Source organism: Alistipes sp. HGB5, assembly GCF_000183485.2.
Lineage (GTDB): Bacteria > Bacteroidota > Bacteroidia > Bacteroidales > Rikenellaceae > Alistipes > Alistipes finegoldii.
On sequence record NZ_AENZ01000035.1, the window covers coordinates 1 to 24,740 of the forward strand.

Annotated in this window: 17 protein-coding genes; 7 read left to right on the top strand and 10 right to left on the bottom strand. The window is 57.0% G+C overall.

What is annotated here, in order from left to right:
* From HMPREF9720_RS05570 to HMPREF9720_RS05605, 8 genes are all read right to left on the bottom strand, one after another.
* Positions 1-1,326 (bottom strand): beta-N-acetylhexosaminidase (locus HMPREF9720_RS05570; RefSeq protein WP_039939995.1); only part of this gene is annotated, 1,326 nt, incomplete at its 3' end.
* Between the two features lie 14 nt (positions 1,327-1,340).
* The gene (locus HMPREF9720_RS05575; RefSeq protein ID WP_009597274.1) at positions 1,341-2,915 is read right to left on the bottom strand and encodes a sulfatase family protein; all 1,575 of its coding nucleotides are present in this window, start codon (positions 2,913-2,915) and stop codon (positions 1,341-1,343) included.
* A gap of 106 nt (positions 2,916-3,021) precedes the next feature.
* Positions 3,022-4,263, bottom strand: a complete 1,242-nt coding sequence (locus HMPREF9720_RS05580) for a BT_3987 domain-containing protein (RefSeq protein ID WP_009597291.1) — start codon at positions 4,261-4,263, stop codon at positions 3,022-3,024.
* Between the two features lie 17 nt (positions 4,264-4,280).
* Positions 4,281-5,426 (bottom strand): glycoside hydrolase family 18, encoded by a 1,146-nt coding sequence (locus tag HMPREF9720_RS05585; protein ID WP_009597295.1) that lies wholly within the window; start codon positions 5,424-5,426, stop codon positions 4,281-4,283.
* A 29-nt stretch (positions 5,427-5,455) separates the two neighbouring features.
* Positions 5,456-7,033 (bottom strand): SusD/RagB family nutrient-binding outer membrane lipoprotein, encoded by a 1,578-nt coding sequence (locus HMPREF9720_RS05590; protein ID WP_009597266.1) that lies wholly within the window; start codon positions 7,031-7,033, stop codon positions 5,456-5,458.
* Positions 7,034-7,046: 13 nt separating this feature from the next.
* Positions 7,047-10,364, bottom strand: a complete 3,318-nt coding sequence (locus HMPREF9720_RS05595) for a SusC/RagA family TonB-linked outer membrane protein (RefSeq protein WP_009597257.1) — start codon at positions 10,362-10,364, stop codon at positions 7,047-7,049.
* A 176-nt stretch (positions 10,365-10,540) separates the two neighbouring features.
* Positions 10,541-11,476, bottom strand: coding sequence for a FecR family protein (locus HMPREF9720_RS05600; protein ID WP_009597287.1), 936 nt, complete (start codon positions 11,474-11,476; stop codon positions 10,541-10,543).
* An 86-nt stretch (positions 11,477-11,562) separates the two neighbouring features.
* On the bottom strand, positions 11,563-12,162 hold the full coding sequence (locus HMPREF9720_RS05605; protein ID WP_009597299.1) for an RNA polymerase sigma-70 factor: 600 nt from the start codon (positions 12,160-12,162) through the stop codon (positions 11,563-11,565).
* 428 nt (positions 12,163-12,590) lie between these two features.
* On the opposite strand from HMPREF9720_RS05605, the gene HMPREF9720_RS05610 reads away from it, so the two are divergent.
* The 6 genes from HMPREF9720_RS05610 to HMPREF9720_RS05635 all read left to right on the top strand — a co-directional run bounded on the left by HMPREF9720_RS05610 (position 12,591) and on the right by HMPREF9720_RS05635 (position 21,588).
* On the top strand, positions 12,591-13,163 hold the full coding sequence (locus HMPREF9720_RS05610; protein ID WP_227042738.1) for an RNA polymerase sigma-70 factor: 573 nt from the start codon (positions 12,591-12,593) through the stop codon (positions 13,161-13,163).
* 75 nt (positions 13,164-13,238) lie between these two features.
* Complete coding sequence (locus HMPREF9720_RS05615; RefSeq protein ID WP_009597280.1) at positions 13,239-14,141, top strand: FecR family protein; 903 nt, start codon at positions 13,239-13,241, stop codon at positions 14,139-14,141.
* A 170-nt stretch (positions 14,142-14,311) separates the two neighbouring features.
* On the top strand, positions 14,312-17,665 hold the full coding sequence (locus HMPREF9720_RS05620) for a SusC/RagA family TonB-linked outer membrane protein (protein ID WP_009597282.1): 3,354 nt from the start codon (positions 14,312-14,314) through the stop codon (positions 17,663-17,665).
* Between the two features lie 17 nt (positions 17,666-17,682).
* Positions 17,683-19,272: a RagB/SusD family nutrient uptake outer membrane protein gene (locus tag HMPREF9720_RS05625; RefSeq protein WP_009597279.1), complete on the top strand. Its 1,590-nt coding sequence runs from the start codon at positions 17,683-17,685 to the stop codon at positions 19,270-19,272.
* 28 nt (positions 19,273-19,300) lie between these two features.
* Positions 19,301-20,392, top strand: a complete 1,092-nt coding sequence (locus HMPREF9720_RS05630; protein ID WP_009597289.1) for a glycoside hydrolase family 18 — start codon at positions 19,301-19,303, stop codon at positions 20,390-20,392.
* A 29-nt stretch (positions 20,393-20,421) separates the two neighbouring features.
* The gene (locus tag HMPREF9720_RS05635) at positions 20,422-21,588 is read left to right on the top strand and encodes a DUF1735 and LamG domain-containing protein (RefSeq protein ID WP_009597286.1); all 1,167 of its coding nucleotides are present in this window, start codon (positions 20,422-20,424) and stop codon (positions 21,586-21,588) included.
* A gap of 76 nt (positions 21,589-21,664) precedes the next feature.
* On the opposite strand, the gene HMPREF9720_RS05640 is transcribed toward HMPREF9720_RS05635, so the two are convergent.
* A complete protein-coding gene (locus HMPREF9720_RS05640; RefSeq protein WP_014774324.1) occupies positions 21,665-22,819 on the bottom strand; it encodes a DUF1573 domain-containing protein in 1,155 nt (384 codons plus the stop codon).
* A gap of 150 nt (positions 22,820-22,969) precedes the next feature.
* Positions 22,970-23,554, bottom strand: a complete 585-nt coding sequence (locus tag HMPREF9720_RS05645) for an RNA polymerase sigma-70 factor (RefSeq protein ID WP_009597302.1) — start codon at positions 23,552-23,554, stop codon at positions 22,970-22,972.
* 121 nt (positions 23,555-23,675) lie between these two features.
* Between HMPREF9720_RS05645 and HMPREF9720_RS05650 the strand changes: the two genes are divergently transcribed.
* A complete protein-coding gene (locus HMPREF9720_RS05650) occupies positions 23,676-24,686 on the top strand; it encodes a FecR domain-containing protein (RefSeq protein ID WP_009597271.1) in 1,011 nt (336 codons plus the stop codon).
* The last annotated feature ends 54 nt before the right edge of the window (positions 24,687-24,740 follow it).

A 24,740-nucleotide genomic window follows, 5' to 3' on the forward strand; every position in this document is an offset into this window, starting at 1 on the left:
GTTTGCGTCCTCTTCCAGCGAGAAATAGAACCACGACTGCGGACAGAGGACGACCTCACAGCCCTGCCGGGTGGCCGCACTCACGGACTGCGGTTCCCACGGCCGCCACCACATGACCGTAGCACCGGGAACGGCTCCGCCTTCCAGTATCTCGTCCCAGCCGATCATGCGGCGTCCGCGGGCTTCGCAAAAGCGCTGCATACGATGCATGAACCACGCCTGCAGAGCCGCTTCGTCGGGCAGCCCTTCGGCACGCATACGGGTCTGACAGTCGGGACAACGTTTCCAGTTGCTCTTATCGACCTCGTCGCCGCCCATGTGAACATATTCATAGGGGAAAAGTTCGAAAAGCTCTTCCCAGACACTTTCGCAGAACGCCAGCGTCCGGTCCTTGCCCACGCACAGCGGCGAGGAGAAGGATTGCCCCCACGAACCGCGTCCGAAACAGGCCAGCCACGGATAGCTGTCGATGGCCTGCAAGCAATGGCCGGGCATGTCGATTTCGGGAATCACGTCGATACCCCGAACCGCGGCATAGGCCACCACCTCGCGGATATCCTTCCGTGTATAATATCCCCCGTAAAGCGTGTCGGCGCCATCGGTCCGCAGCCGCCGGACGGGAAGCAGGAAATCGTCGTTTTGTTCCCGCGCCGCGCGGCCCATACACAACGTGTCCTGCCGGTTGAAAAGCCGCCATGCCCCCTCTTGCGTGAGTTCGGGATAACACGGAATCTCAATCCGCCAGCCCTGATCGTCGGTCAGATGCCAATGAAATTTGTTGAGCTTGAGCCGGGCCATCTGGTCCAGCAGCGTAAAAATCTCCTCTTTGTCGAAAAAGTGCCGGCTCACGTCGAGCATCACGCCGCGCCATCCGAACGCCGGCCGATCGGCGATCTCCGCATAAGGAATCTTCGCTCCGCTTCCGGCTTTCGCTGGCAACAGCTGCCGCAGCGTGGCGATGCCATTGACGACGCCCCGGTAGGAACCGCCCCCGATCCGTACGCCGGCGTGCGTCACCGACAGGCGGTACCCTTCAGGCGGCAAGGCGGCCGAATCGAGTTCCAACACGATATCTCCCCGGTCGCACCGATCTACGGCGACAGTGCCATAAGGCGCCAGCACCTCGTTCACGTAGCCGGCCGCGGCGATGAGAACCGTATCGGCGATGCCCAACTGCAACCGTTCAGGGAGCCGGTAGGTCCCGTCGCCCCATATCGTTTTCTGCGGAGCGGGAATCAGCACGGGCCGTTCATCCGGCGCAGGCCCGGTGCAGGCCATGAGCCACATTCCCACAGCCAACGCAGCATAAATGCGAACAAGTGTCATGCGCCCGGTCACGATCAATTGCCGTTTGCGGCCGTTACACGTCCGTTCCTGCGCAGAGCCAGCGTATCGCCGTACTGAGTCTGCAGGCGCACCAGCTCATCCGTCATTTCCCGCCGGGGCGCAGCATATTCCGGCAGGCCGTAAAGGTTCCGCAGTTCGTGCGGATCTTCCTGCAGGTCGTAAAGCTCCCATTGGTCGATGTCATTGTAGAAATGGATCAGCTTCCAGCGGTCGTTACGCACGCCGTAATGGCGCCTGACCATGTGTTCGGCCGGATATTCGTAGAAATGGTAGTACAACGAGCGCCGCCAGCCAGCAGGATGTTCGCCCCGCAGCAACGGCAGCAGCGAAACACCCTGTATGTCGTCGGGCACGGCGACTCCGGCCAGTTCGAGGAATGTCGGCGCATAGTCGATATTCTGCACCATTTCGGCGATGTCGCCGCGGACACCGCCCGGCAGACGCATCACCAACGGCGTGCGGAACGACTCCTCGTACATGAAACGCTTGTCAAACCAGCCGTGCTCACCCATGTAGAAACCTTGATCGGAAGTGTAGACCACCAGCGTGTTTTCGGCCAGCCCCGACTCGTCGAGATAATCCAGCAGGCGACCGACATTGTCATCGAGCGATTTCAGTACTTTCATATAGTCACGCATATAACGCGTGAATTTCCATTGAGCCAGTTCTCGGCCCTGCGGATTGCGGCGGTAGAAATCCTCGATCAACGACGTATAGAATCGGTCCCACGCCGCCCGCTGTTCGGGATTCATCCGCCCGACAAACGCTTCGTAGGTGCCTTTCAGGCGACTCCGCTTATCGGGCCGCCACATTTTGAGGTCATAGATCAGGTCCATGTCCTTCATAATGCTCATCTCCTGCGCTGCGGCGGCCGGACGCCCCTCGTAATCATCGAAAAAAGTATCGGGAAGCGGAAAGTCCAGCTCTTCGTAAAGCGCCAGATTGCAGGTGTCGGCCATCCAATTGCGGTGCTGGGCCTTATGATGCACCAGCAGGCAGAAAGGTTTCTCCGGATCACGCCCCGAACGCAGCCAATCGAGACTCTTGTCGGTAATAAGGTTGGTAATGTACCCTTCGGAACGCACCGTATCACCTGTCTGGCGGATAAAATCGGGATTGTAGTAATCGCCCTGTCCGGGAACGATCTCCCAATGGTCGAACCCGGTGGGCAGACTTTCGAGATGCCATTTGCCGACGACGGCCGTTTCGTATCCGGCCTGTTGCAACAGCTTGGGGAAAGTCTGCTGCGTATTGTCAAAGACGCAGGTCGTGTTGTCGTAAAAACCGTTTTTGTGGGAATGCTTGCCCGTAAGCATACAGGCGCGACTGGGACCGCTCAAGGAATTGGCGACGAAACTGTTGGTGAAACGCACGCCCTCGGCGGCGATGCGGTCGAGATTGGGCGTCGAAGCGTAACGCGTATCGTAACAGCTCATCATTTGCGCCGTATGGTCGTCGGTCATGATATAGAGGATGTTCATTGGACGGGCCGGCGCTTCGGACTGCCGGGCGCATCCCGTCGCAGCGACGGCGGCCAGTCCGCCGAGCAGAAAGAGTCTTTTTTCCATATTCCAGTAGTTTTTATCGCTGAAAAAGCGCAGGGGCGTATTGCAGGGCCCCTGCGCTCCATTAACTCGGTTCTAAATTAGCAAAAAAGAGCGAACGGAACAAGAGTTACATATTGTCCATGTCGGGCGCCCATTCCAATCCGGTCGCAGGGCCGTAAGACTGCGGGTCCCACAAGTCGCCGGCACGCGAATATTCGCATTCGGCGGTATTGCCGTTGCCAGTGGCGTCCTCAAACGTGTACCCATGGCCTTCGTTCATCTTCCAGTAGCCCAGCAGGCCTTCGCTCTTGGGATCGACGTTATTCACGTTGTTCTTGAGCTGAGTGGAGGTGCGGGCCACGTTCCACAGGCGCACTTCGCTGAACGAGATGGTCGTATTGCAGTAGCTGGGCTGCGGCAGCAGGGCAAAATACTTGAACGTAACGGTATTGCGCGGAGCCGATTTCTGTACGACCTGCTCACCATCGAGGTAAAGGCTCGTCGCAGCGCCGTCGAAGACGATGGCCACATGCTGCCACTTCTTCGCCTCGCAGGGCGTCACGGCAGTTTGGCCGGGCTGGGCCATGGTGTTCATCTGCATCCAACGGTTCACCACATCCGAAGTGGTGGACGAAGCCTCGAAGCGGACCCACATACGGTTGTTGATATTTCCCTCGCCGTTGTCGAAACCGACGATCATGTAGTTACGGGCCGTGAACTCCTCTTTGTACATCTTGAACTCGATGGTATAGGCATTGAAGGTGATGGGCGCATCCTTCATGTTCAGCATCACACGGTTCAGTTTGCTGGAGCCTCCGGTCCGGTATTCGCTATTGAAGATCGGAACGGGAATGATCTTCTTTCGCTCGCAGACGATCAGGAAATCGGACGCATCGCCCAACATCTTCATACCGCCGCTTACACAGCGCAGCGTCACGGGCAGAGCGTAGACAGAACCCGAATCATCCATCTCTTCGGAGAAGGGCAGGATGTCGATTTGCGCAGGTGCGGCAGCCACTTCGCCGGCCGGAACTATGACAGGATCGGCAGGCAGTTCAAAACAGGTTTCCGGCAACTGTACGTACGAAGTTCCGTTAAGTGCATTATAACGCTCCAGCACGTCGGGATTCATCTCGAAGCGGAAAGCGGTCTCTGTATCGCCCTTACCGCCCAGACGAACGGTAAGCGAAGTCTTACCGCCGTCATCCTCGACCTTGACGGTCGTACTCGACGCTTTCTGAGCCTCTTTGATATAGGCGGCATTGTCGAGCGCACCGAGATCGGCATTGTCGCAGCCGGTAACGAGCCCGGTCAGCAGCGCACCTGCGAATAAGGCCCGGCAGATGCGGATATTCAGCATATTTTTCATAATCTCATTCGGTTTTATTATTGCTGGTCGTCAGCTTCCGTTCCGCCCTTTTCCAACTTGTCCATGGCGTTGATGGCGGCGCGGAAATATTTGTAACAGTCATTCTTGAAGTCGTTCTGCATCTGGTAAGCGCCGATGCCGCCCTTGCGAAATCCGTTGGCCGGCTGCCAGAGCGCCATGGCCTGCAGCGAATTGGTGTAGGTCCCGTCCGGAAGGCGACAGCTCGTTCCACCGTATTTCCACATCGCTTCGGGTTCGAAATTCTCGGTAACAAGAGTGCGGTTGGTGATGGTCTCCTCGTCGATTATGTCACCGAAGGCGTTGACCAGCCCGGCCAAACGGTAGGAATCCAGCGAAGACTGGGCTGTCAAAGCGTATGTCTGCAGAATATAGTAATCAAAGCATTCGATTGTCTCCTTAGGCATCGACGACACCAGTCCGTCAACGATCAGCAGTTTGCCGCTTCCCGATTTCGGACCGAGACGTTTGGAGCATTCATCGACGAACCACGTCGTACGCTGCGAGGGGGAGGTGCCGGCATAGATATCGCCCTGCTGGGACTGATTCATCACGATATTGCCGTTGTGGTAAGACCCCAAACCGGGTTCATAGTCGAGGTCGAGACCCGTATAACCGTATTTGAGCACCTCGTCGACCAACCCGTTGGCGTATTTGCGGATGGCCGCCTCGATCTGGGCGGCATCTGCATCGTCCGTCCAGCCCCAATACTCGCGCATCAGGCGCACCTGCTCCCATGTATCCTCGACACCGGCGGTCACCTCTTCGGGCGTCGCCTTGGCGCCGACGTTGGTCAGCAGGATGGTCACGACCACGTCGGTACCTTTCAGCTTCTTGACCTGAACAACCTCTTCCATCTGTTCGGGCGTAAGGGAAAAAGTCGCCCAGTTGGCCACCAGCGAAACGCTGTCGGGAATCCCCATCAGGCTGGTCGCCGTCGTGGCCCCCGTGGGGTCCCAGCCGCCGAACCAGCCGAAGGCGATTGGATGGCTCTTGTCGGCTTTCCATGCACGCAGGTTCTCGTAATAGGATGCGGGCTTGTGCTGCGTGAAGTCCCGCGCTTCGGGTTCGGTCCAGTCGCTGCACGAGACAAAGGCCCCGGCCGCGAGGACCGCTATCATCAGGGAAATTATCTTCTTTTTCATATCACACTTGGTATTTTCATTTTAAGGTCTTATTTCTTCGCCCACCACACATCGGTGCCGTGCAGGTCACTGCCGCCGAGCAATTCGACGCCCTTGAGTACGTTCTCGCGGTTGTTGTCGTACTCCGACTGGGGATAGTGCAGGCGGCGCATCCCCTTGCTGCTGTCTACATTGCCCCACATGCCGCCGCTCAGGTTGTTGACCACCTGCAACAGGCGGGGATAGCCCGTCCGGCGCACGTCAGCCCATGCTTCGTGGCCGATCATATGGTTGGCGATCCATTTCTGGGTGATGATGCGCACCAGTTCGTTGCCGTCGTCAGCCCATTTGACCGATACGGCCGTACCGAAATCCGAAACGTTATGCTTGTTGCGCGGATCCGCATAGGAGAGCGCGGGAGCCGTTTCGGAAGCGATATAAGTCTCGTACGAAGAGCCGTTTCCCCAAAGTTCGAGCGAGGTTTTGACACCCGTGTTATAGAGGTTTTCGGCCGTGTCGCCCATCGTCCAGCCCAGCAGAGCGCCCTCGGCGCGCAGGAACCAGCTTTCCGAAGCGTACATCACCGGCACGGGGTCCTTTTCGGCGAAGAGCGGATAAGAGTAGGTCGCATAGTCGGTCGGCGTCACATTCTGAATGCCCGCACGCACACCGACGTAGATCCCGTCGTAGCCCGACTTCGAAAAATAGGAAGCCCGGCGCGGATCCTCGTAGGCGTTCATGTACATCACGATGCTGGCGTTCGACCGCAGGTCCTGCCACGAAGTACTGGTCGCCTGCGTGTAGAACGGATTCTGACGGGAATCGGACGAGAAGCTCAGGTTCTCGGCATTGGCGTCTATCAGACCGTATGTAGCCATATCGCGCACAGCCTCTTCGGCGATGCGGCGCGCTTCCGGCTCCACACCGCTCATGCGAATGGCCATCCGCAGTTTGAGTGTATTGGCGAAGCTCACCCACAGCCGCGAATCGCCCTTGAAAGAGCTGATATCGAAATCGCGCATCAGAATGCCGTCTCCGGCCGACGCGAACGTGTAGAGCGTCTCCATCGCCGCATCCAGATCGTCGATCATCGCCATGTAGACATCGCGCTGGCTGTCGTAAGGCACCGAGAAGGTGCCGTTCTGCATCTTCGAATAGGGAATCGGACCGTAGGCGTCGGTCACGCGCAGCATGGCCGCCACGCGCAGGATACGGGCCAGCTGGTAAACGGGACCCTCGCCGCCGGTCTGGGTCTCGACCTTGAAGTAATTGCCGTAGAAATTGGCGAATGTCTGCTCGAAAATATAGTCGTTGAATTTGTCCGACGGATTGTAGGTAGCGATGTTCTGTCCTTGGTAGGACTTCACGGCAGAGGCGTAACCGCCCAGTTCGTCGGCCACAAGCACATCGTGCATCTGCGAAGCATTGACCTGAAAATGGGTGACGAACTCCATCATCGCGGGAAAAAGAATGCCCACGCCGACGTTGTCGCCATTCAGGTCGTCGTCCGACGGGCGGAAAGGTTTGGTATTGTAATCTTCGAAATTACCGGTGCAGGCCGCGGCGGCGAGCATGGCCACACAAGCCGCAAAACGGCCGAACCGACGAATTATAGTGTTTGCTTTCATCTTGGTCAGGATTTTAGAATTGTAACTTCACAGTAAATCCGATGTTCCGCAAGCTGGGCAGCATGAAGTAGTCCACGCCCTGCAGGAAGTTGTCGGCCGTCGAGGGCGTCAGTTCGGGGTCGAACGGAGCCTTGTTGTAAATCATCCACAGATTACGGCCCACGAGAGAAATGGTCATTGCCATCTTCTGACGGAACCAGCGCTTGGGCAGCGTATAGGCCAGCGACAGCTCCTGCATACGTACGTTGGTCGCATCGTAAATGTAGTATGCGCCGGCACCCGTGCCGGCACCGATGGTCTGATAGTAATTCTGAGCGTCGACCATGCCGTTGTTTATCCGCACGCCGCCGGCCTCACGGGCTGCCGCCGAACGTTCCGAAACGCCGTAGTAATCGAGGAACGCCTCGGTATTCGAAACGACAGAACCGCCCAGACGGGCCGCGAACATCACATTCAGGTTCAGCCCCTTCCATGCGAAGCTGTTGCTCCAGCCGATATTGCCCTTGGGCAGCAGGCTGGCGACCTTGCGGCGCTCGGTGGTGGTCAGTTCTACCTTGTTGGTCTGCGGATCGACATAAATGTTTCCGTTGAGGTCGGTGCGCAGTTCGCGGTTGATGTAAAGGTCGCCCATCGTGCCGCCTTCGTAGAGGATGACCTGCGGCGAACCGGCGTCGCCGAGGGTCGCCTTCTCCAGATAGGGCATATCGATAGGCTGTCCGTCGACGGGGCTGATGACGCCGTTGGCGAGCCTGATGATCTTGTTGCGGTTCATCGTGTAGGTCACGCTCGTGTTCCATGTGAAGTCACGCCACGTATTATGGTAGTTCAGCAGCATTTCGAGACCCGAATTGCGGACCTGACCGGCCTGCACGAGTACCGACGAATAACCCGACGTGGACGAAGGGGTCGATTCGAAGGTCTGGTTGAAGGTATCCGAACGATACCATGTAGCGTCGAAGTTGAGCTTGCCGCCGAAGAAACGGGCATTGAGACCTACTTCCCACGATTTGGTCTTCTCCGGCTTGAGGTTCTCGTTGGGGAAGCGGTGAAGCGAGTCCCATTCGTGCGTCTGTCCCTTGTAATCATAGTAGGGTTTGGTCAGGTAGGCCGCATAGGAAGAGCCTACGGCCGAATAGGAACCGCGCACCTTGAGGAAGGAGAACCATTCCGGCATATCGACCATCTCGGAAACGACGGCCGAAAGTCCGACCGAAGGATAGAAGAACGACTTGTATTTCGAGAAGGCGAGAGCCGATTCCCAGTCGTTGCGGCCGGTGACGGTCAGGTAAAGCATACTCTTCCACGCCAGCTCGACGTTGGCGAAGATGCTCTGCGACTGAATGTGCGAACCGTCCTCACGCTCCTTGTAGTTGGTGGTCGATATATTGGTAATCGAGAAGAAGTTGGGAATCTTGCGCAGGTCGCCACCCCAGCCCATGAAATCCATGCGGACGTCCTTGAGCGACGCACCGACATTGGCGCTCAGGTGGTAGTCCCCGGCGAAGGTAAGATCGATGTTGGCGATGGCATCGGCATAGATCTGACGGTCGTTACGCTTGATGATCGAATACATACCCTTCTCGCCTGCGAAGTTGGTGTCGGTGCCGGCATAGCGCTTCTCGGTAATGTCCATATCGGCGTTATCGACCTTGACGCGGCCCGTCACGTCGAGCCAATCGGTTACGTCGTACTTGAGGTTGGCACTGAGCATATAACGACGCTTTTTAGTCTGGTTAATCATCTTATTCATGATCCAGTAGGGGTTCTGGAACGACATGTCGCCCGAACCGTAATCCCATGCCTGCGTATAGAGGTTGCGCGATTCGTCCCAACGCTGGTAGAGACGCACGTTGTCAAAGTCGTCGCCGCGCGGAAAGAGATAGAGCGCCGGCAACGGGTTGAAGTATTTGCCCGCTGCGATCATGTTCTTGTTGTCCTGCAGGATGTAGCTCGCACTCAGATCGACGGTCAGCTTGTCTTTGAGGAACTTGGTGACGTCGCGGAACGTGAAGTTGTAGCGGTTGTAGCCGCTGTTGGGCAGGATGTTGCGGGCATTGGTCGTCGCGGCCGAAAAATAGGTCTGATGCTTCTGCGTACCCGTCGAGAAGGTCAGGGAGTTGTTGACGTTCGACTCCGTGTTGAAGAATCCTTCGGGATCGAAGCGGCGCAAGGTTTTGTCGCCCCAGCTCTGGTAGGACCCGGAAACATTGCCGTAGGTATTCTGGAAGCGGGGCATCACGAAAGGCGACGAGAAGGTGGTGCTGTTGGAGAAGGTCACCGACGTTTTGTCGGCCTGTCCCTTCTTGGTGTTGATGAGCACCACGCCGTTGGCAGCGTCCGAACCGTAGAGAGCCGCGGCTGAAGGGCCGGTCAGTACCGAAATCGACTCGATGTCGTCGGGGTTGATGTCCGCCACGCCGTCCGACCCCATGTAATTGCCCTGCAGGCCGTCGTCATTCGAGCCGAAGCTGACGTTCGACATCGGAATACCGTCAATCACATAGAGGGCGTTGTTGTCCTTGTAAAGCGATTTGGCACCGCGCATCACCACGCGGGCCGCGCCGCCGACGCCCGCCGCCGAGGAGTTGATCTGCACACCGGCGACCTTGCCGTTGAGGGCGTTCATGAAGTTGGCGTCCTTAACCGTAACGATGTCCTCGGATTTCACCTGCTGGACGTTGTACGAGAGCGCCTTTTCCTGACGTTTGATACCGAGGGCCGTCACCACCACGTTATCCAGCGCGACGGCCGATTCGACCATCGTGATACGGAAATCGGCGCGGCTTCCCACAGCGATCTCCTGCGGTTCGCAGCCCAAATAATTGACCACGAGCACCGGGTCCTTCACCGAAGCGGGAATCTGCAGTCCGAAACTGCCGTCGACATTGGTGCTGATACCGATCGTCGTACCTTTGATAACGACCGACGCGCCGATAATGGGTTGTCCGTGTGCATCGAGCACCACACCCGCGACATTGCGCAGGGATGAGGATGCCGCCGCATCCGCCGAACGCTTCGAAAGAATGATGTTCGAACTGTTGATCTCATACGTCAGATCGGTGCCTGCGAGCATTTGCGCGAGAGCCTCGGCAACCGGCTGTTCGCGCACCTGCACGCTGGCCGTGCGGTCAACGCTGATATTCTTGTCGTAAATAAACAGAAATTTGGTTTGTTTTTCGATCTCATCCATTATCTGCGTCATTTTCACCTGTTGCATATCAATAGTCACACGGCCTGCCTGCGCCCGGACGGTCCCGGCGGCAAGGCACAAAAACGCAGCAAAAAGGGAGATTATCAGGTTCTTTGATTGCCTGATACTTTTTTTCTTCATATCTTTGTAGATTAAAGGATAATAGTTTTGGTTAGTCGCAAATCATGCGAGAGACCGTTGTCCTTTCCGCCCGGAACTGCTCCAACAGTTTCGGGCTTCCTTTTCCGGGATAACGGCAAAAGATAGAATGCGGGATTATCTCATAGGCAGGCAAAGTTTTAAAGTTATACGTTCGGTCAGTATATGGTTATCGTGCTGGTTTCTTGGTCGTATGCGTAGTGGAAAGAGCAACTGCGCTGCAGGATGCGCAGGGCGTGTTCGATGCCGTCCGAAATACGGATCTTACCCATCGCTTCAATATCGGGCATACGGTCGAGCTTCACATCGAAACGCACGCCGTAACAGTGTTCGAACCGGTGGAGTATATCTGCAAAACTGCGACCGCTCACCGAAATAAGGCCCTCGGCCCAGAGATATTCGTTGGGATCGTCCGACGTACGGAGCGACAGTTGCCCGCCGCTCAACTGCACTTTTTCGTGGGGTTTGAGCACGACCTGCTGCTGCGGGTCGGCAATGGAACTCACCCGGACGCTGCCGCGCATGAGCGCCGTAGAGAATACATCGTGCCGCTCGTCAGCATTGACGTTGAAGCGCGTGCCGAGCACCTCAACCTTACAGGCGAACGTCTCAACCACGAACGGCCGGCGGGTGTCACGGCTGACATCGAACAGCGCCTCGCCCGAAAGCCGTACCTGCCGGGAATTTCCTGCGAAAAGCGACGGATATTCGATCTCGGCCCCCGAATTGAGCCACACATTGGTACCGTCCTGCAGCGTGAGATTGATGCGCTGTCCTTCGGGCGCAGCCACGCGGGTCATAAGATTCGCCCAGCTCCGCTCCTTATAGGAAACATATCCCCAACCGATGCCGACGGCCAATATAACGACGGCCGCCGCCTGTACGGCATACCTCGTTACACGGCGCCAATTCAGCAGACGGCCGCGCGCGGCCTTTTCCTCCGGAGCGAACAGCAGCAATGCATTGTACATTCCGCGTTCGCGGTCGAAGATACGCCGGTTTTCCTGATCGGCATCGAGCCACTCCATCAGACGCCGCTGTTCGTCGGAGGTGGCTTCGCCTTTATAAAAACGATATAAGGTTTCTTTTTCCATATTACGACACGCCCGTTCCGGGGCTTTACATTAATAAAGCACCCCGGCGGCCCGGTTTCCCGGAAAAAAGAACATTTTTTTTGATTTTATCGCAGAATGCGCTCCAGAACGCCTGCGGCAAGCACCAGTGGCAGGTAATCACGCAGGACTTCGCGCAGTTTTCCGAGCGCTTTCTCAAGCTCGGTCTCCACACGGCGCTCGGTGATCCCGCACTCGGCCGCGATTTCGCGGTAGGACTTGCCGTGGATGCGCCGGGCCGTAAAAACCTGCCGCGTCAGTTCCGGCATTTCAGCCATGCAATCACGCACCAGTTTCTCGATCTCGCCGGCAAAAAGGTGTTGAGGATCACAAAGCTCCAGCGAGCGGATATTCTCGCTCACCACGCGACGCTGAAGGTCCCCCACTTCGTTGTGGACCCGCATCCGCACCTGCAGGGCCCGCAGGTAATTCAGGCATTTGTGGCGTATGGTCGTGAGGATATAGGCCGCGGCATTGCAGTCCGCATCGAGCCGGGAGCGGTTTTCCCAATAGTAGATGAAAGCATCCGTGACGACATCCTCGGCGATGAGCCGGTCCTGCACATATCCGACGGCAAAACTTTCGAAACGGGCTTTGTAGCGTTTATAAAGCTCGCCGAACTCGGCCTCCTTATGCAGGGGGGGGGTAATGACGTTGCGGTCTTTCATCGTGGGATTGCAAAATTCAATGGAGTAAAAATAGCTTATTATTTTCAGACTAGAAAACCCGGTTCCGAAAAAGTTGCCCCCAAGAATCTCCGCCGGCCCCCTCCCCGACTGGATAAAGCGGCACGGAAGGTTCCTGATTTCCGCCTGAAATCGCTGAATGGCATGCGTCCGTCCCCTTCCCCGTCCCATTCTTATATATATGATAACCGCTTCCGGTTCGTCCGGCGAAAAAAAGCTGCGGCAATCCGCAGTCAACTGCAAAATACCGGCTATAGGCCCGGATTCTGCCGATGAAAAAACGCTGCGGCCGGAATACCGGAGAAAACGATATGCGGCTGCAGACGGAAGCCTACATCTGTAAAAAATTTGCGAACCGGAATAAAATAATTAAATTTGTAATTACCCTTATGCGATCTAAGGGCCGATCCATGACAAAAAAAAGAGCACAAATAGCGTTCGACGACGTTCTCCGGCAAGTCACCGAAGGGAACGAAGAGGCATTCCAGCAACTCTACCTGCACTATCACGACCGGCTTTTCCAATTCGCACGCATGTATCTGCACCAGCAGCAGGCGGCCGAAGACGTCGTTGCCGATCTCTTTTTTCAACTGTGGAAAAGCCGCGGAATGCTCGGCGGCATCGAAAACTTCAATGCCTATATCTACCGCGCCGTGCGCAACAGTTGTACCAACTACCTGCTGAGCGGCTACCGGAACCGTATGTCCGGCTTTACACAGGTACAACTGCAGGTCTGCATCGATCCTGCGGTCCCGGCGGACGAGGCGGTTGACTTCCAACTGCTGAACAGCGCGCTGACCGACGCTGTGGAACAGCTCCCCGAACGCTGCCGCATCATCTTCAAGCTGGCCAAGGAGGACGGCATGAGCCACCGAGAGATCGCCGCGGCACTCGACATCTCCCCAAGCACCGTCGAAGGACAGCTAGCCATCGCCATGCGCCGTCTGAAGGCCGCCGCAGCCCCTTTCCTGAAAAAAATCTGAAAAAATCGCAAATCGGCTTAGTGGTTTCTCAGGTCCGTCTTGTCTTATTTGTAAACGGACAATAGACGGAACCCAATGACTGATTCGAAACATACGAACGACAACAATTCATTATTCACCCGTATTCAGGTAAAAAGTCCTTGTGCAGACGAGCGTTACAGCGCAGGGAATTCCTTCGCGCGCCTGATGACGCGCATCCACGCCGACGCAGTCAATAAGGCTCGGCCGGAGCGCAACTACACCAAAGCCTACCGCATCTGGCTGGCCGCGGCATCGCTCATGATCGTTTTCCTCACTTCCGGCTGGCTGGCGACCGCCCTGCGTCCCGCACCCGAAATGCTCATCCGCAACAACGCATGGGAAAAGGTGGAGAACCTGACGCTTGCCGACGGCACGCAGCTTACGCTCAACCGCGGCGCACAACTGATCTATCCCGAAAAATTCGCCGGCCGGACCCGCGAGATATTCCTGTCGGGAGAAGCCTATTTCGACGTGGCACACGACAAAAAACATCCTTTTATCGTTCGGGCCGGGGATCTGAAGATCAAGGTGCTGGGTACGAAATTCAATATCGAGGCCTACCCCGATTCGGAGACCATCACCACCACGCTGCTGGAGGGTTCCGTCGAAGTGGAGAGCCGGCTCAGCCGAGAGTGTATCCGCATGGTTCCCAGCCAGCAGCTCTCGTATGATATTCAGAGCGGCGAAATGAAACTCAGCACGATCTCCGACTCGAAAGAGCCCGTACGCTGGAAAGACAACGTCTGGGTGCTGCACCAGACGCCGTTCACACAAGTATGCCACCGGCTGGAACAGATGTTCAATGTCAAGATCGTGATTATGAACGACAAGTTCATCGGGAAGAAATTTACCGGAGAGTTCCGTTTCGGGGATTCGCTGGAATCGATCCTCGAAGTCATCCGAATAACCACACCGTTCACTTACGAACGCGAGGAGGATACGATCATCCTCAAATAAAAACCGAACCTACTGCAAACAACCTAAAACCCGAACCTGCCTATGAAATAAGCCTGTCATAAAAAAAACACGGGAACCTCTGCCGAAGTTCCCGCTCCCTTAATGAATCAAACACAAACCCGGCGGGCCGCTACCCGCACGGATCTATCAATCCATCAATCAGTAAAGGTATGACAAATTTTGATAAGTTCAAGACTTATTGCCGAAAATTTTGCGTTCAGACCCGACTCGCTGTTCGCATCAGCCTGTCAATTACAGCAATAACAACTTTCGCCACACAAGCCGCCGCGCAGAATAATCCGCAGGAAATACGGCTCGACTTCAACGATGCGGCGTTGTCGCAGGTGCTGAAAAGCATCGAAACGCAAAGCCGCTACACCTTCTTCTACAACAACGACATCGACGTAACGCAGAGCGTTTCGGCGCACATCGCCAGCAGCGACATCAATTCGGTCGTCACGGCCGTCCTCAAGGGAACCGACATCGCCCATAGGATTACGGACAACCGGGTAGTCCTGTTCGTGGGGGGGGGTGACGCCGCAGACGATCAGGAGCGTTCGATCTCCGGCAAAGTCACCGACGCGGCCGGGCTGCCGCTGGTCGGCGTGACGGTTCTGGTCACCGGCACCAATTTCGCCGCCGTGACCGACGTCAACGGCGGCTATACGGTCCGAGTTCCGGGCAGCGGAGCCGAAATCGTCTACTCCTATATCGGCTATCAGAGCCAGCAGCGGATCGTCGGCTCGCAGACGGTCATCAACCTTGCGCTGCAGGAAAGCACCGCAGAGATCGGCGCGGTCGTGGTAACGGCGCTCGGCATCAAGCGCGATCAGAAATCACTGACATACAACGTACAGCAGATTGCGGGCGACGACATCAGCATCGTCAAGGACGTAAGCGTAGTGAACAGTCTGGTCGGCAAGGTGGCCGGCGTGCGCATCAACCAGTCGTCGTCGGGTACCGGCGGTTCAACCCGCGTGGTAATGCGCGGCGCCAAATCGCTCTTCGGCGACAACAACGTGCTCTACGTACTCAACGGCATTCCGATGATGTCGCTCCGCTCGACCCAGTCGGACAACTATTACGAAGGTGCGGGCGTCGGCGACAGCGACGGCATTTCGAGCATCAATCCCGACGACATCGAGTCGCTGTCGGTGCTGACGGGGGCTTCGGCCGCAGCGCTCTACGGCAACCGCGGCGCCAACGGCGTGATCCTCATCACTACCAAGAAAGGCAGTGCGGACCACTCGACGCACGTCTCCTACTCCAACAACACGACCTTTTCGAATCCGTTCGTCACCCATCAGTTCCAGAACACCTACGGCCGTCAGTCGGGCGATTTCAAAAGCTGGGGCGAGAAGCTCGGCAAGCCCTCGTCGTACGACCCCAACGATTTCTTCCAGACGGGTTACAACACGCAGAACACCGTCAGCGTGGCATCGAGTTCGGAGCGCAGCCAGTCGTTCGTTTCGGCCGGTTCGGTCAATTCGCGCGGTATCATTCCCAACAACGAATATTCGCGTTACAACTTCACGATCCGCCACGGACGCGAGCTGGTCAAGGACAAACTCGAACTCGACACCGACTTCTTCTTCACCAAGAGCGAGTCGCAGAACGGCGTGGCGCAGGGACTCTACTACAATCCGCTGCTGCCCGTTTACCTATTCCCGCCTTCGGAGAATTTCGAGCGTCTGAAGACCTACGAAATCTACGATTCAGGCCGCAACTTCGCCACGATGTATTGGCCCTACAGCAATACGGGACTCGACGCCCTGAGCCAGAACCCCTATTGGATCACCAACCGCAACATGTTCAACACCACGCAGAACCGCTATATCGTCAGCGGCTCGCTCAAGTGGAAGATCACCGACTGGATCAACCTTTCGGGCCGTATCCGCATGGACCATGCCGACACCGACTACGAGCGTAAACTCTACGCATCGACGCCGGGACTGTTCTGCCAGTCGAAAGGCCATTACCGCGAGCAGAAGATGACCAATAACGCGCTCTACGCCGACGTACTGCTCAACATCGACAAACAGCTCAGCGACGATTTCCGCCTGACGGCCAACATCGGCGCCAGCCTCTACGACGAAAAATACGACATGATGGGACAAAGCGGCAACCTGCTGCGTCTTGCCAACTTCTTCCACGTCAGCAACATCAACATGTCGGACCCGACGACCGAAATGACCCGTGAACACATCCGCCAGCAGACGCAGGCCGTCTACGGATCGGTGCAGGTAGGCTTCCGGAATTTCGTTTACGTCGATGCGTCGGTCCGCTCGGACTGGTTCTCGACGCTGGCCGGCACGCCCTCCATGTCGTCGGTCTATCCTTCGGTCGGTGCATCGCTGATCCTCTCGGAGCTGATTCCGCAGAACAAGATCCTCAACTATTGGAAAATCCGCGGCTCGTACGCCGGCGTGGGCAATCCCCCGTCGCCCTACCTGACCTACACCTACATTCCGCTGGAGGACCAAAACATCAGCACCGACGGTTTCGCTGCCGCTTCGCACCTCAAGCCGGAGCTTACCAAATCGTTCGAGATCGGTACGGAGCTGCGCATGTTCAACAACAAGCTGAGTCTCGAATTCACCTACTACAACACCAACACCCACAACCAGCTCTTCAAGTATGAGATTCCCTCGTCGTCGGGTTACTCCTATGCCTACGCCAACGCCGGCAAGGTCAATAACCGCGGTATCGAGCTGAAAGCGGGCTTCAACCAGAACATCGGTCCCGTAAAATGGGAGACGACGCTGACCTACACGCGCAACCGCAACGAGATCAAGGAACTGCTCGACGAATATGTGACCGACCCCGTAACGGGCACCACGGTCAAGGCGCCGCAGGAATTCATCGTTTCGACGGCCGAGTCGTACCGCATGGTGCTGACCAAGGGCGGCACGATGGGCGACATCTACGCCACACACCTCAAGCAGGACCCCAACGGCTACATCTATGTGAACCCAATGACCAACGGCATCGAAATCGAGCCTAACTCCTATGTCAAGGTCGGCTCGATAGACCCCAAATACACGCTGGGATGGCACAACTCCTTCTCATGGAAGGGGCTGAACCTCGGATTTTTGATCGACGCCCGCGTCGGCGGCGTGGTCGTGTCGGGCACCGAGGCGATGATGGACCAGTACGGCGTATCGAAATCGACGGCCCGCGACCGCGACAACGGCGGCGCGATCGTCAACGGCGGACGCATGGACGCCAAGACGTTCTATTCGGTAGCCGCCAGCGGCACCACGGGCGTACTTTCGAACTACGTCTACAGCGCGACCAACGTCCGCCTGCGCGAACTGTCGCTGAGCTACACGCTCCCGGCACTGGCCCGCGAACGCCTGCGCATCACCCTTTCGCTCATTGCCAACAACGTGCTGATGCTCCACAACGAGGCGCCGTTCGATCCAGAACTGACCTCTAACACCGGGACGTACTATCAGGGCTTCGACTATTTCATGCCGCCGTCGCTGCGTTCATGGGGTTTCGGCGTAAAAGTTAATTTCTAAATCAGGAGAGACAGGTTATGAAAAAATTACGCAATACGATCGCTTGCGGAGTTGCGGCACTCGCACTCTTGGCAACGGGCCTGACTTCGTGTACGGGCGACTTCGACAATATCAACACCAGCAAAGACAAACCCACCCCCGAAGACGTGGACCGCGACAACGCATGGGCGGCGTTCATCCAAACCATGCAGCGTAACGTCTTCGCCGAGGGCGCCAACGCCTACCAGCTGGCCGACAACCTGCTGGGCGACAGCTATGCCGGATATTTCGGGCAGGCGCAGGACTGGGACAGCGGCAGCAACTCGACCTGCTACGCCTTTCCCACGGCCAAATGGAAGGACGAACCCTACAAGCAGGCCTACAATAACGTGATGAGTTCATGGAACATCCTGCGCCAGAAGGTCGATTCCGCATCGGTGGTCTTCGCGCTGGGAGAGGTGGTCAAGGTGCAGGCCATGCACCGTGTGACCGACATCTACGGTCCGCTGCCCTACACCGCCTTCGGCAAAATGTCGAGCGGCCTGCCCTACGACTCGCAGGAGACCGTCTACCGCACCTTCATCAAGGAGCTGGACCATGCGCTGAAAACGCTCAAGGCCGCATACGAAGCCGATTCGGGCGCGAAGCCCATCGCCGACTTCGACGTGGTGTTCGATTCGGATCTGGAAAAGTGGATCCGCTTCGCCAACTCGCTCAAGCTGCGTCTGGCCATGCGCGCACGCTTCGCCGCTCCCGGCGATGCCCAGACTTGGGCCGAGGAGGCCGTAAATTTCCAGTTCGGAGCCTACAACATCGGCGTGATGACCGACAATACCCACTCGGCCCAGCTGCTCACCCGCACGGGCATCGGCTTCTCGTACAAACACCCGCTCGAATACCTATGGGGCGAATATAACGAATGCCGCATGGGCGCAACCATGGAGAGCTACCTGTCGGGATACGGCGATCCGCGTCTGGAAAGCTACTTCTCGCCCGCCGAAAAGGACGGCGCCTACCACGGAATCCCCAACGGCATCATCTCCAACCCCAAGGACTACCAGTCGCTGGCCAGCTGTCCCAAAGTGGGCTTCACCTCGCCGCTGACATGGATGTGCGCCGCCGAAGTCTGCTTCCTGCGGGCCGAGGGTGCACTCCTCGGCTGGAACATGGGCGGCACGGCCGAAAACCTCTACAACGAAGGTATCCGCACGTCGTTCTCCCAATGGGGCGCGCCAAATGCCGACAAATATCTGTCCGACAGCAAAAGCACTCCGATGAAATATCCCGGCTTGGGGCAGGTCGGCTCGATCGAGAGTCCGAGCAGCGTCACCGTCAAGTGGGCCGCCGACGGCCGTGAACTCGAACGCATCATGGTGCAGAAATGGATCGCACTCTACCCCAACGGACAGGAGGCGTGGAGCGAAATCCGCCGTACGGGTTACCCGAAGGTATTCCCCTCGCAGACCAACCGCAGCGGCGGCGTACTGCCCTCCGGCGCGACGATCCGCCGCGTGCCCCTGCCGCAGCAGGAGTACGACGGCAATGCCGAGCAGGTGGCCAAAGCTGTAAATGAATTCCTCGGCGGCAACGACAACTGCGCGCAGAAACTCTGGTGGGATGCCAAATAAATTACGAACCTCAAAAAGTCTGAAAACCATGAACAAACTCATAAAATTAGGATGTATCGCATTGGCAGGCACCCTGTTGTTCTCGTGTGAGACCGATCCCGAAAAACTGGAGATTGTCAAGCCCTACCCCAAGTCGGATCAGTACTACGCCGATCTGCGCGACTATAAGAACAGCGACCATGAAATCGTCTTCGGCTGGTTCGGAAACTGGAGCGCCACGGGAGCCTCGGCGTCCAACTACATGAAATCCCTCCCCGACAGCATCGACATGGTCGGTCTGTGGGGCGGCTGGCAGACAATCACCGAAGCCCAGCGTAAGGATATGGAGGATTCCCAGCACAAGCGCGGTCTGAAAGTGATCGCCACTTCGCTTTTCGACGGATTCGAAATGGGCGTGGCGCCCGACGGCGCGACGGCGGCCACCGAAGAGGAGATGCTGGCCTACTGGGGCTGGGAAGGTCCCTACCGCTCATACGGCAACGACAACCTCACGGAAGGCAATATCGCGGCTATCCAGCGTTTTGCGCATGCTTTCTGCCAACGCATCATCGACAACGGATACGACGGACTTGATATCGACAACGAGCCGAACATCGGCACCGGCAAGAAACCCTACGGCATATCGGGCTTCCCCAACCGCTACAAAGTCTTCATGGATGTCGTAGTCACCTATTTCGGCCGCACTTCGGGCACGGGACGCATACTGGCCATCGACGGCGAGCTGAACGCCAACATGCCCCGCGAATTCGGCAAGTGTTTCGACTACTTCATCTCGCAGGCGTACGGATGCAGCGGCGATTCGAACCTCGACGGACGTCTGCAGAGCTGTGCCAACTACTTCTCGGAGGTTCCGTTCAAGGACGTTGCCCGCAGGTTTATCGTTACCGAGAATTTCGAGAACATCACCTACCGCACCAACGGCGGTGCCAACTACACGACCCGCGACGGCGAGTCGATGAAATCGGTGGCCGGCATGGCGCAGTGGCAGCCGATCATAGACGGAGAAAAGGTGATGAAAGGCGGCTGCGGAACCTATCATATGGAGTACGAATACCGCAATCCCGAACCTTACAAGTTCCTGATCGAGGCGATACAGATTCAGAATCCCGCCCGGAAGTAATCGTTTAACGGACAAAAAAAGAAATTGCCATGAAACTGAAATATAGTTTATTCGCACTGATCGCATTGGCGGTCTCAGGCTGCCAGAAAGCTCCGGTTTACGACGATGTGGTCTACATCGCCGGAGCCGAAGGCGAAGTCCCCACCCTGTCGCTCACACTCGACGACCAGTTTCCCAAAGAGCTGAGCGTAAAGGTCTCGTCGTCGATCGTCGTCGGACACGACACCAAAGTCCGGCTCGTAACCGACCCTTCGAAAATCGAAGAGTACAACACACAGTACGGTAAGAAGGGCGTAATGCTCCCCGAAACGAACTTCGTGCTCAAGAACACCGAACTGACCATTCCAGCAGGTTCGTTTTCCGCAGCCGAACCGCTCGTAGTGAGCGTAACCAAAGACGAAGGGCTTAAGGAGGGCGTCAGCTATGTCATTCCGCTGAGTATCGAAAGCGTGGACGGCGATCTGAAAGTCAAGGAGGGATTCCGGACGGTATTCGTCGAAATCGGCCGTATCATCATCGGCCCGGCTGCCGACTGTTCGGGCAGCACCTATTTCAAGGTCGATTTCGCCGAGGGCGAGCAGGACAAATACGACATCTACAACTTGGGCGAAGTCACTTACGAAGCCCGCATCAACCTGCAGCGCTGGGGCGGCTGGTGCAATACGGTGATGGGCCTCGAAGAGAACTTCTGCCTGCGTTTCGTACAGGACGACTTCAAAGGTCAGCTGCAGCTCTCCGGATGGGGCGGCACACTGATGGTTCCTACGGGCGGAATCGCCGTGAGCCTCAACAAGTGGACGCATGTGGCGGCCGTATTCGACGGTCCGAACAAGAAGGTGAGCATCTACATCGACGGCGTACTCGCCTGCTCGGCCGACACCAACAAGACTTCGCTGGACCTCACGCAGGTATATCAGGACGACTCGTTCCGCATCGCCAATTCGTGCAACGACGGCCGCCAGCTGAAGGGTTACATCAGCGAAGCCCGCGTATGGGCCAAGGCTCTCAACGGCAACGACCTGAAGAACAACATGTGCTATGTAGACCCGGCGACGGACGGCCTGCTGGCATACTGGCGCTTCAACGAAAAAGCCGACGGCAAAAAGGTGGAAGACGACCTGACCGGACACGGATACAAGGCAACCTACTCCAGCTCGGCCATGAAATGGGTGGACAACGTCCGCTGTCCCGAATGACGACCGACGTAATACGAACAACAAACAAGCTGCCTTTTCGGGCAGCTTGTTTATTTTTCCGATTTCCGGCTTCGGATTACTCGAAGCGGCCGCGCACCCGGAGGTCGCACAACGGACTGAGCGCATCGCTCACCAGCAGTTCGACATGCACGAAGTAATTCCCGCTCCCGGCCGTGCGGCCGTCCACGCGCAATACGAACGTTTTCGCCCGGCCCGCCGCAATCTCTTCGCCCGCCGCAATCTGCCCCGTCACCCCTTCGGGATATTTCACCGCATAGATCCTAAGCGGCGAACCGCCCTTGTTTTCCAACGTAAACCGGCACTCGGCCGTGCCGTCGGCGGCGCACGTTCCGAAATCCAGCAACGATTCGGCAATTTCCGCCTGCGGACGTTTCCCGCGCGGCATTTCGCGCAATTCGGCCAAGTCACCGATACCGGTTCCGCGCACCACGACCGCCCCTTCGAGCCGCCGTCCGGAAACGGTCAGATAACACGAATCAACGAACGTTCCCCACACCTCGGCAGCGGACAAGTCACAGATGAAAGCGATCTCTCCCTCCGCACCGGGCGCCAGTACGGCAGGAGCTTCGGCCCGCAGAAAGGGAAGCGGTTCAGCGAATTCCGCCCTCAGCCGCACCTCGTACGGTGACGTATTGAGACAGCGCAACGTCAGACGCCGGTCATGCCGCTGCTCCACCATGCGGAAGTTGACCTCCTTAACGCTAAGGCGGATTCCGCCGCCAAACTCCACGGGAAAGCGGTCGGCAGCCGTTTCGGGACGCGCCGCCACACTGCCGCGGATACGGAGCGGCATCATGCGGCTGCCGTCGGTATAGACGTATACCGCCTTGTCGAAAGCTCCCGGACGGTCCGCCGGATCGTAAGCTATCCCGATTTCGCCGCTGCCGCCGGGAAGGACCGGCGCCTGCGAAAAGGTCGGTTTCATACATCCGCAGGTCACGCCGACACGCTCGACGACGACGGGTTTCGTACCGCTGTTCGTGAAGCGGAACACATGCACGACAGGACCGCCCGTTTCGGGAATCGTCCCGAAATCCCACGTTTCATGGCCGAACGCCAAAGGCGGACGTGCCACCGTATCGGGCCGGATCGTCTCCGCGGAGTGATTTCCGGCATTGGCAACGATATTGGCATCGGCCGGAGTTCCACCCCGCTGCCTGCAGGCAACGGAGGTCAATAGACAAGCAATCAGCAGAAAAGTTCTAATCATAAAAACAGCCGGGAGCCGTTTTGCGCTCCAATCTTCAAAATTAGCAATTTTCCGCGTCAGACACAAGCATCCGGTCCGAATTGATCGCGCCGGGTGAGATCGAAATAGTCCGACAAGTTTTTTTCAGCCAAGGTGAGACCGTAAAACCGCCTATTCGTTCACGACCAGCAGCATCGTCAGCAAAGGCAGGTAATCCTTGAGTTTGACACGAAGGATTTTCAGACACTGCTGGATGCGGTAATCCACCGTTTTGGGCGAAACTTCCAGCACGGCGGCGATTTCTTCATAGGTTTTGCGCTGGAAACGGCTCATTTCGAACGCTTCACGGTAGGAGGCCGGGAGATCGGCCACGGCCGCCCGGATATTTTCGCGCAGTTCCTCGACGACGTCGAAGTCGGGGACTTCGAACTGCTCGCACATCTTATTGCGGATATTGCCCAGCACGCGCCGCTCGATGGACTCGTGCCCCAGATAGGTCAGGCAGTTATTGCGCACGGCGCCGAACAGATATTTTGGGAGCGAAGTGCTGATACACAATACCGTGCGGTTTTCCCACAGCCACAGCATCAGGTCCTGCACGATATTCTCGGCGGTCTCCTCCCGCTTGACATACATGCGGGCATAGGTGCAGAGCGTCGGATAATAACGTACGAAAATCTCTTCATACGCCTTCATCTCACCGTCGACCAACCGGTTCAGCAAGCAGGTGTCGGATATCTTTTTCCGTTCGGGCATGATGCGAAATTAATAAAAATTCGGATTTAGATTCCCCGGAATAAAAAAAATTGAAATTTTGTGGTTTTCGTTTAGGAACTTTTGTTTTTGAATAGTCTGTAATATAAAAAGCAGAAAAAACATGAACACCCCGAACATAGAAAAACTCCTTGTCAGATATTACAACGATGAACTGCCGTTCGACCAGACGGCCCGCGTCGCGGCGTGGATCGCCGCCAGCGAGGAGAACCGCAAAATCGCCGAACAAGTCTATTACATCTGTTTCGCCGCCGAAACGCAGGAGGCGAAAGCCGCCCTCGACACCGCCGGCGCACTGCGGAAGGTCAAAGGCCGCATCCGGGCCGAAAAATGGCGCCGGACACTCCGGCAGGTCGAGCGCGCGGCCGCCGTCATGCTGCTGCCCTTGGTCGGCCTGTCGGCCTATCTGCTGATGCAGGTGGGATACAAATACAACAGCATGGTCGAAATCCGCTCCACAACGGGTATGGTCAGCTCCGTCACCCTTCCCGACGACACGCGCGTATGGCTCAACTCCAACTCCTACCTGCGCTACCCCGCCAAATTCACCGGCAAGGAGCGCCGCGTGGTGCTCTACGGCGAAGGCTACTTCGACGTGACCAAAGACCCCGAACGCAAATTCGTGGTCGAAGCGCAATCGACCGAGATAGAGGTTTACGGCACGGAGTTCAACGTGGAAGCCTATGACGACGAATACATCCGCGCGACGCTCGTGTCGGGGCGCATCGGCATGAAGTACGACGATGCCAACCACCGCAGCCAATTGGTGCAGATGATGCCCGACCAGCAGATAACCTACAACGCCCGCACGGGGGTAATCTACCTCAACACGGCCAACATTCCGTGCAACACCTCGTGGAAAGAGGGCAAGATCGTCCTCAGCAACACCCCACTCAAGGACGCCCTGCGCATGATCGGCAACAAATACAACGTCTCGTTCAACATCCGCAACGACGAACTGCTCGGAAACACCTTCACGGGTACGTTCTCGAACCAGAGTCTCGACCTGATCCTCAAACACTTCTCCATTTCGTCGAAGATCAAATTCCGACGGATCGACCAGACGGCCGGCGACAAAGCCTCGGCGGGCCGGGCCGTATTCGAAGTCTACTGAAAAACCGCACGAACCGATTTGCCTACAACCATAAACCAAAAAACCGAATGACAC

Coding starts and splice junctions, on each gene's coding strand:
- HMPREF9720_RS05630 (WP_009597289.1), top strand. CDS start 19,301: ATGAACAAACTCATAAAATTAGGATGTATCGCATTGGCAGGCACCCTG.
- HMPREF9720_RS05595 (WP_009597257.1), bottom strand. CDS start 10,364: ATGAAGAAAAAAAGTATCAGGCAATCAAAGAACCTGATAATCTCCCTT.
- HMPREF9720_RS05585 (WP_009597295.1), bottom strand. CDS start 5,426: ATGAAAAAGAAGATAATTTCCCTGATGATAGCGGTCCTCGCGGCCGGG.
- HMPREF9720_RS05635 (WP_009597286.1), top strand. CDS start 20,422: ATGAAACTGAAATATAGTTTATTCGCACTGATCGCATTGGCGGTCTCA.
- HMPREF9720_RS05650 (WP_009597271.1), top strand. CDS start 23,676: ATGAACACCCCGAACATAGAAAAACTCCTTGTCAGATATTACAACGAT.
- HMPREF9720_RS05605 (WP_009597299.1), bottom strand. CDS start 12,162: ATGAAAGACCGCAACGTCATTACCCCCCCCCTGCATAAGGAGGCCGAG.
- HMPREF9720_RS05590 (WP_009597266.1), bottom strand. CDS start 7,033: ATGAAAGCAAACACTATAATTCGTCGGTTCGGCCGTTTTGCGGCTTGT.
- HMPREF9720_RS05600 (WP_009597287.1), bottom strand. CDS start 11,476: ATGGAAAAAGAAACCTTATATCGTTTTTATAAAGGCGAAGCCACCTCC.
- HMPREF9720_RS05640 (WP_014774324.1), bottom strand. CDS start 22,819: ATGATTAGAACTTTTCTGCTGATTGCTTGTCTATTGACCTCCGTTGCC.
- HMPREF9720_RS05575 (WP_009597274.1), bottom strand. CDS start 2,915: ATGGAAAAAAGACTCTTTCTGCTCGGCGGACTGGCCGCCGTCGCTGCG.
- HMPREF9720_RS05625 (WP_009597279.1), top strand. CDS start 17,683: ATGAAAAAATTACGCAATACGATCGCTTGCGGAGTTGCGGCACTCGCA.
- HMPREF9720_RS05620 (WP_009597282.1), top strand. CDS start 14,312: ATGACAAATTTTGATAAGTTCAAGACTTATTGCCGAAAATTTTGCGTT.
- HMPREF9720_RS05580 (WP_009597291.1), bottom strand. CDS start 4,263: ATGAAAAATATGCTGAATATCCGCATCTGCCGGGCCTTATTCGCAGGT.
- HMPREF9720_RS05645 (WP_009597302.1), bottom strand. CDS start 23,554: ATGCCCGAACGGAAAAAGATATCCGACACCTGCTTGCTGAACCGGTTG.
- HMPREF9720_RS05615 (WP_009597280.1), top strand. CDS start 13,239: ATGACTGATTCGAAACATACGAACGACAACAATTCATTATTCACCCGT.
- HMPREF9720_RS05610 (WP_227042738.1), top strand. CDS start 12,591: ATGACAAAAAAAAGAGCACAAATAGCGTTCGACGACGTTCTCCGGCAA.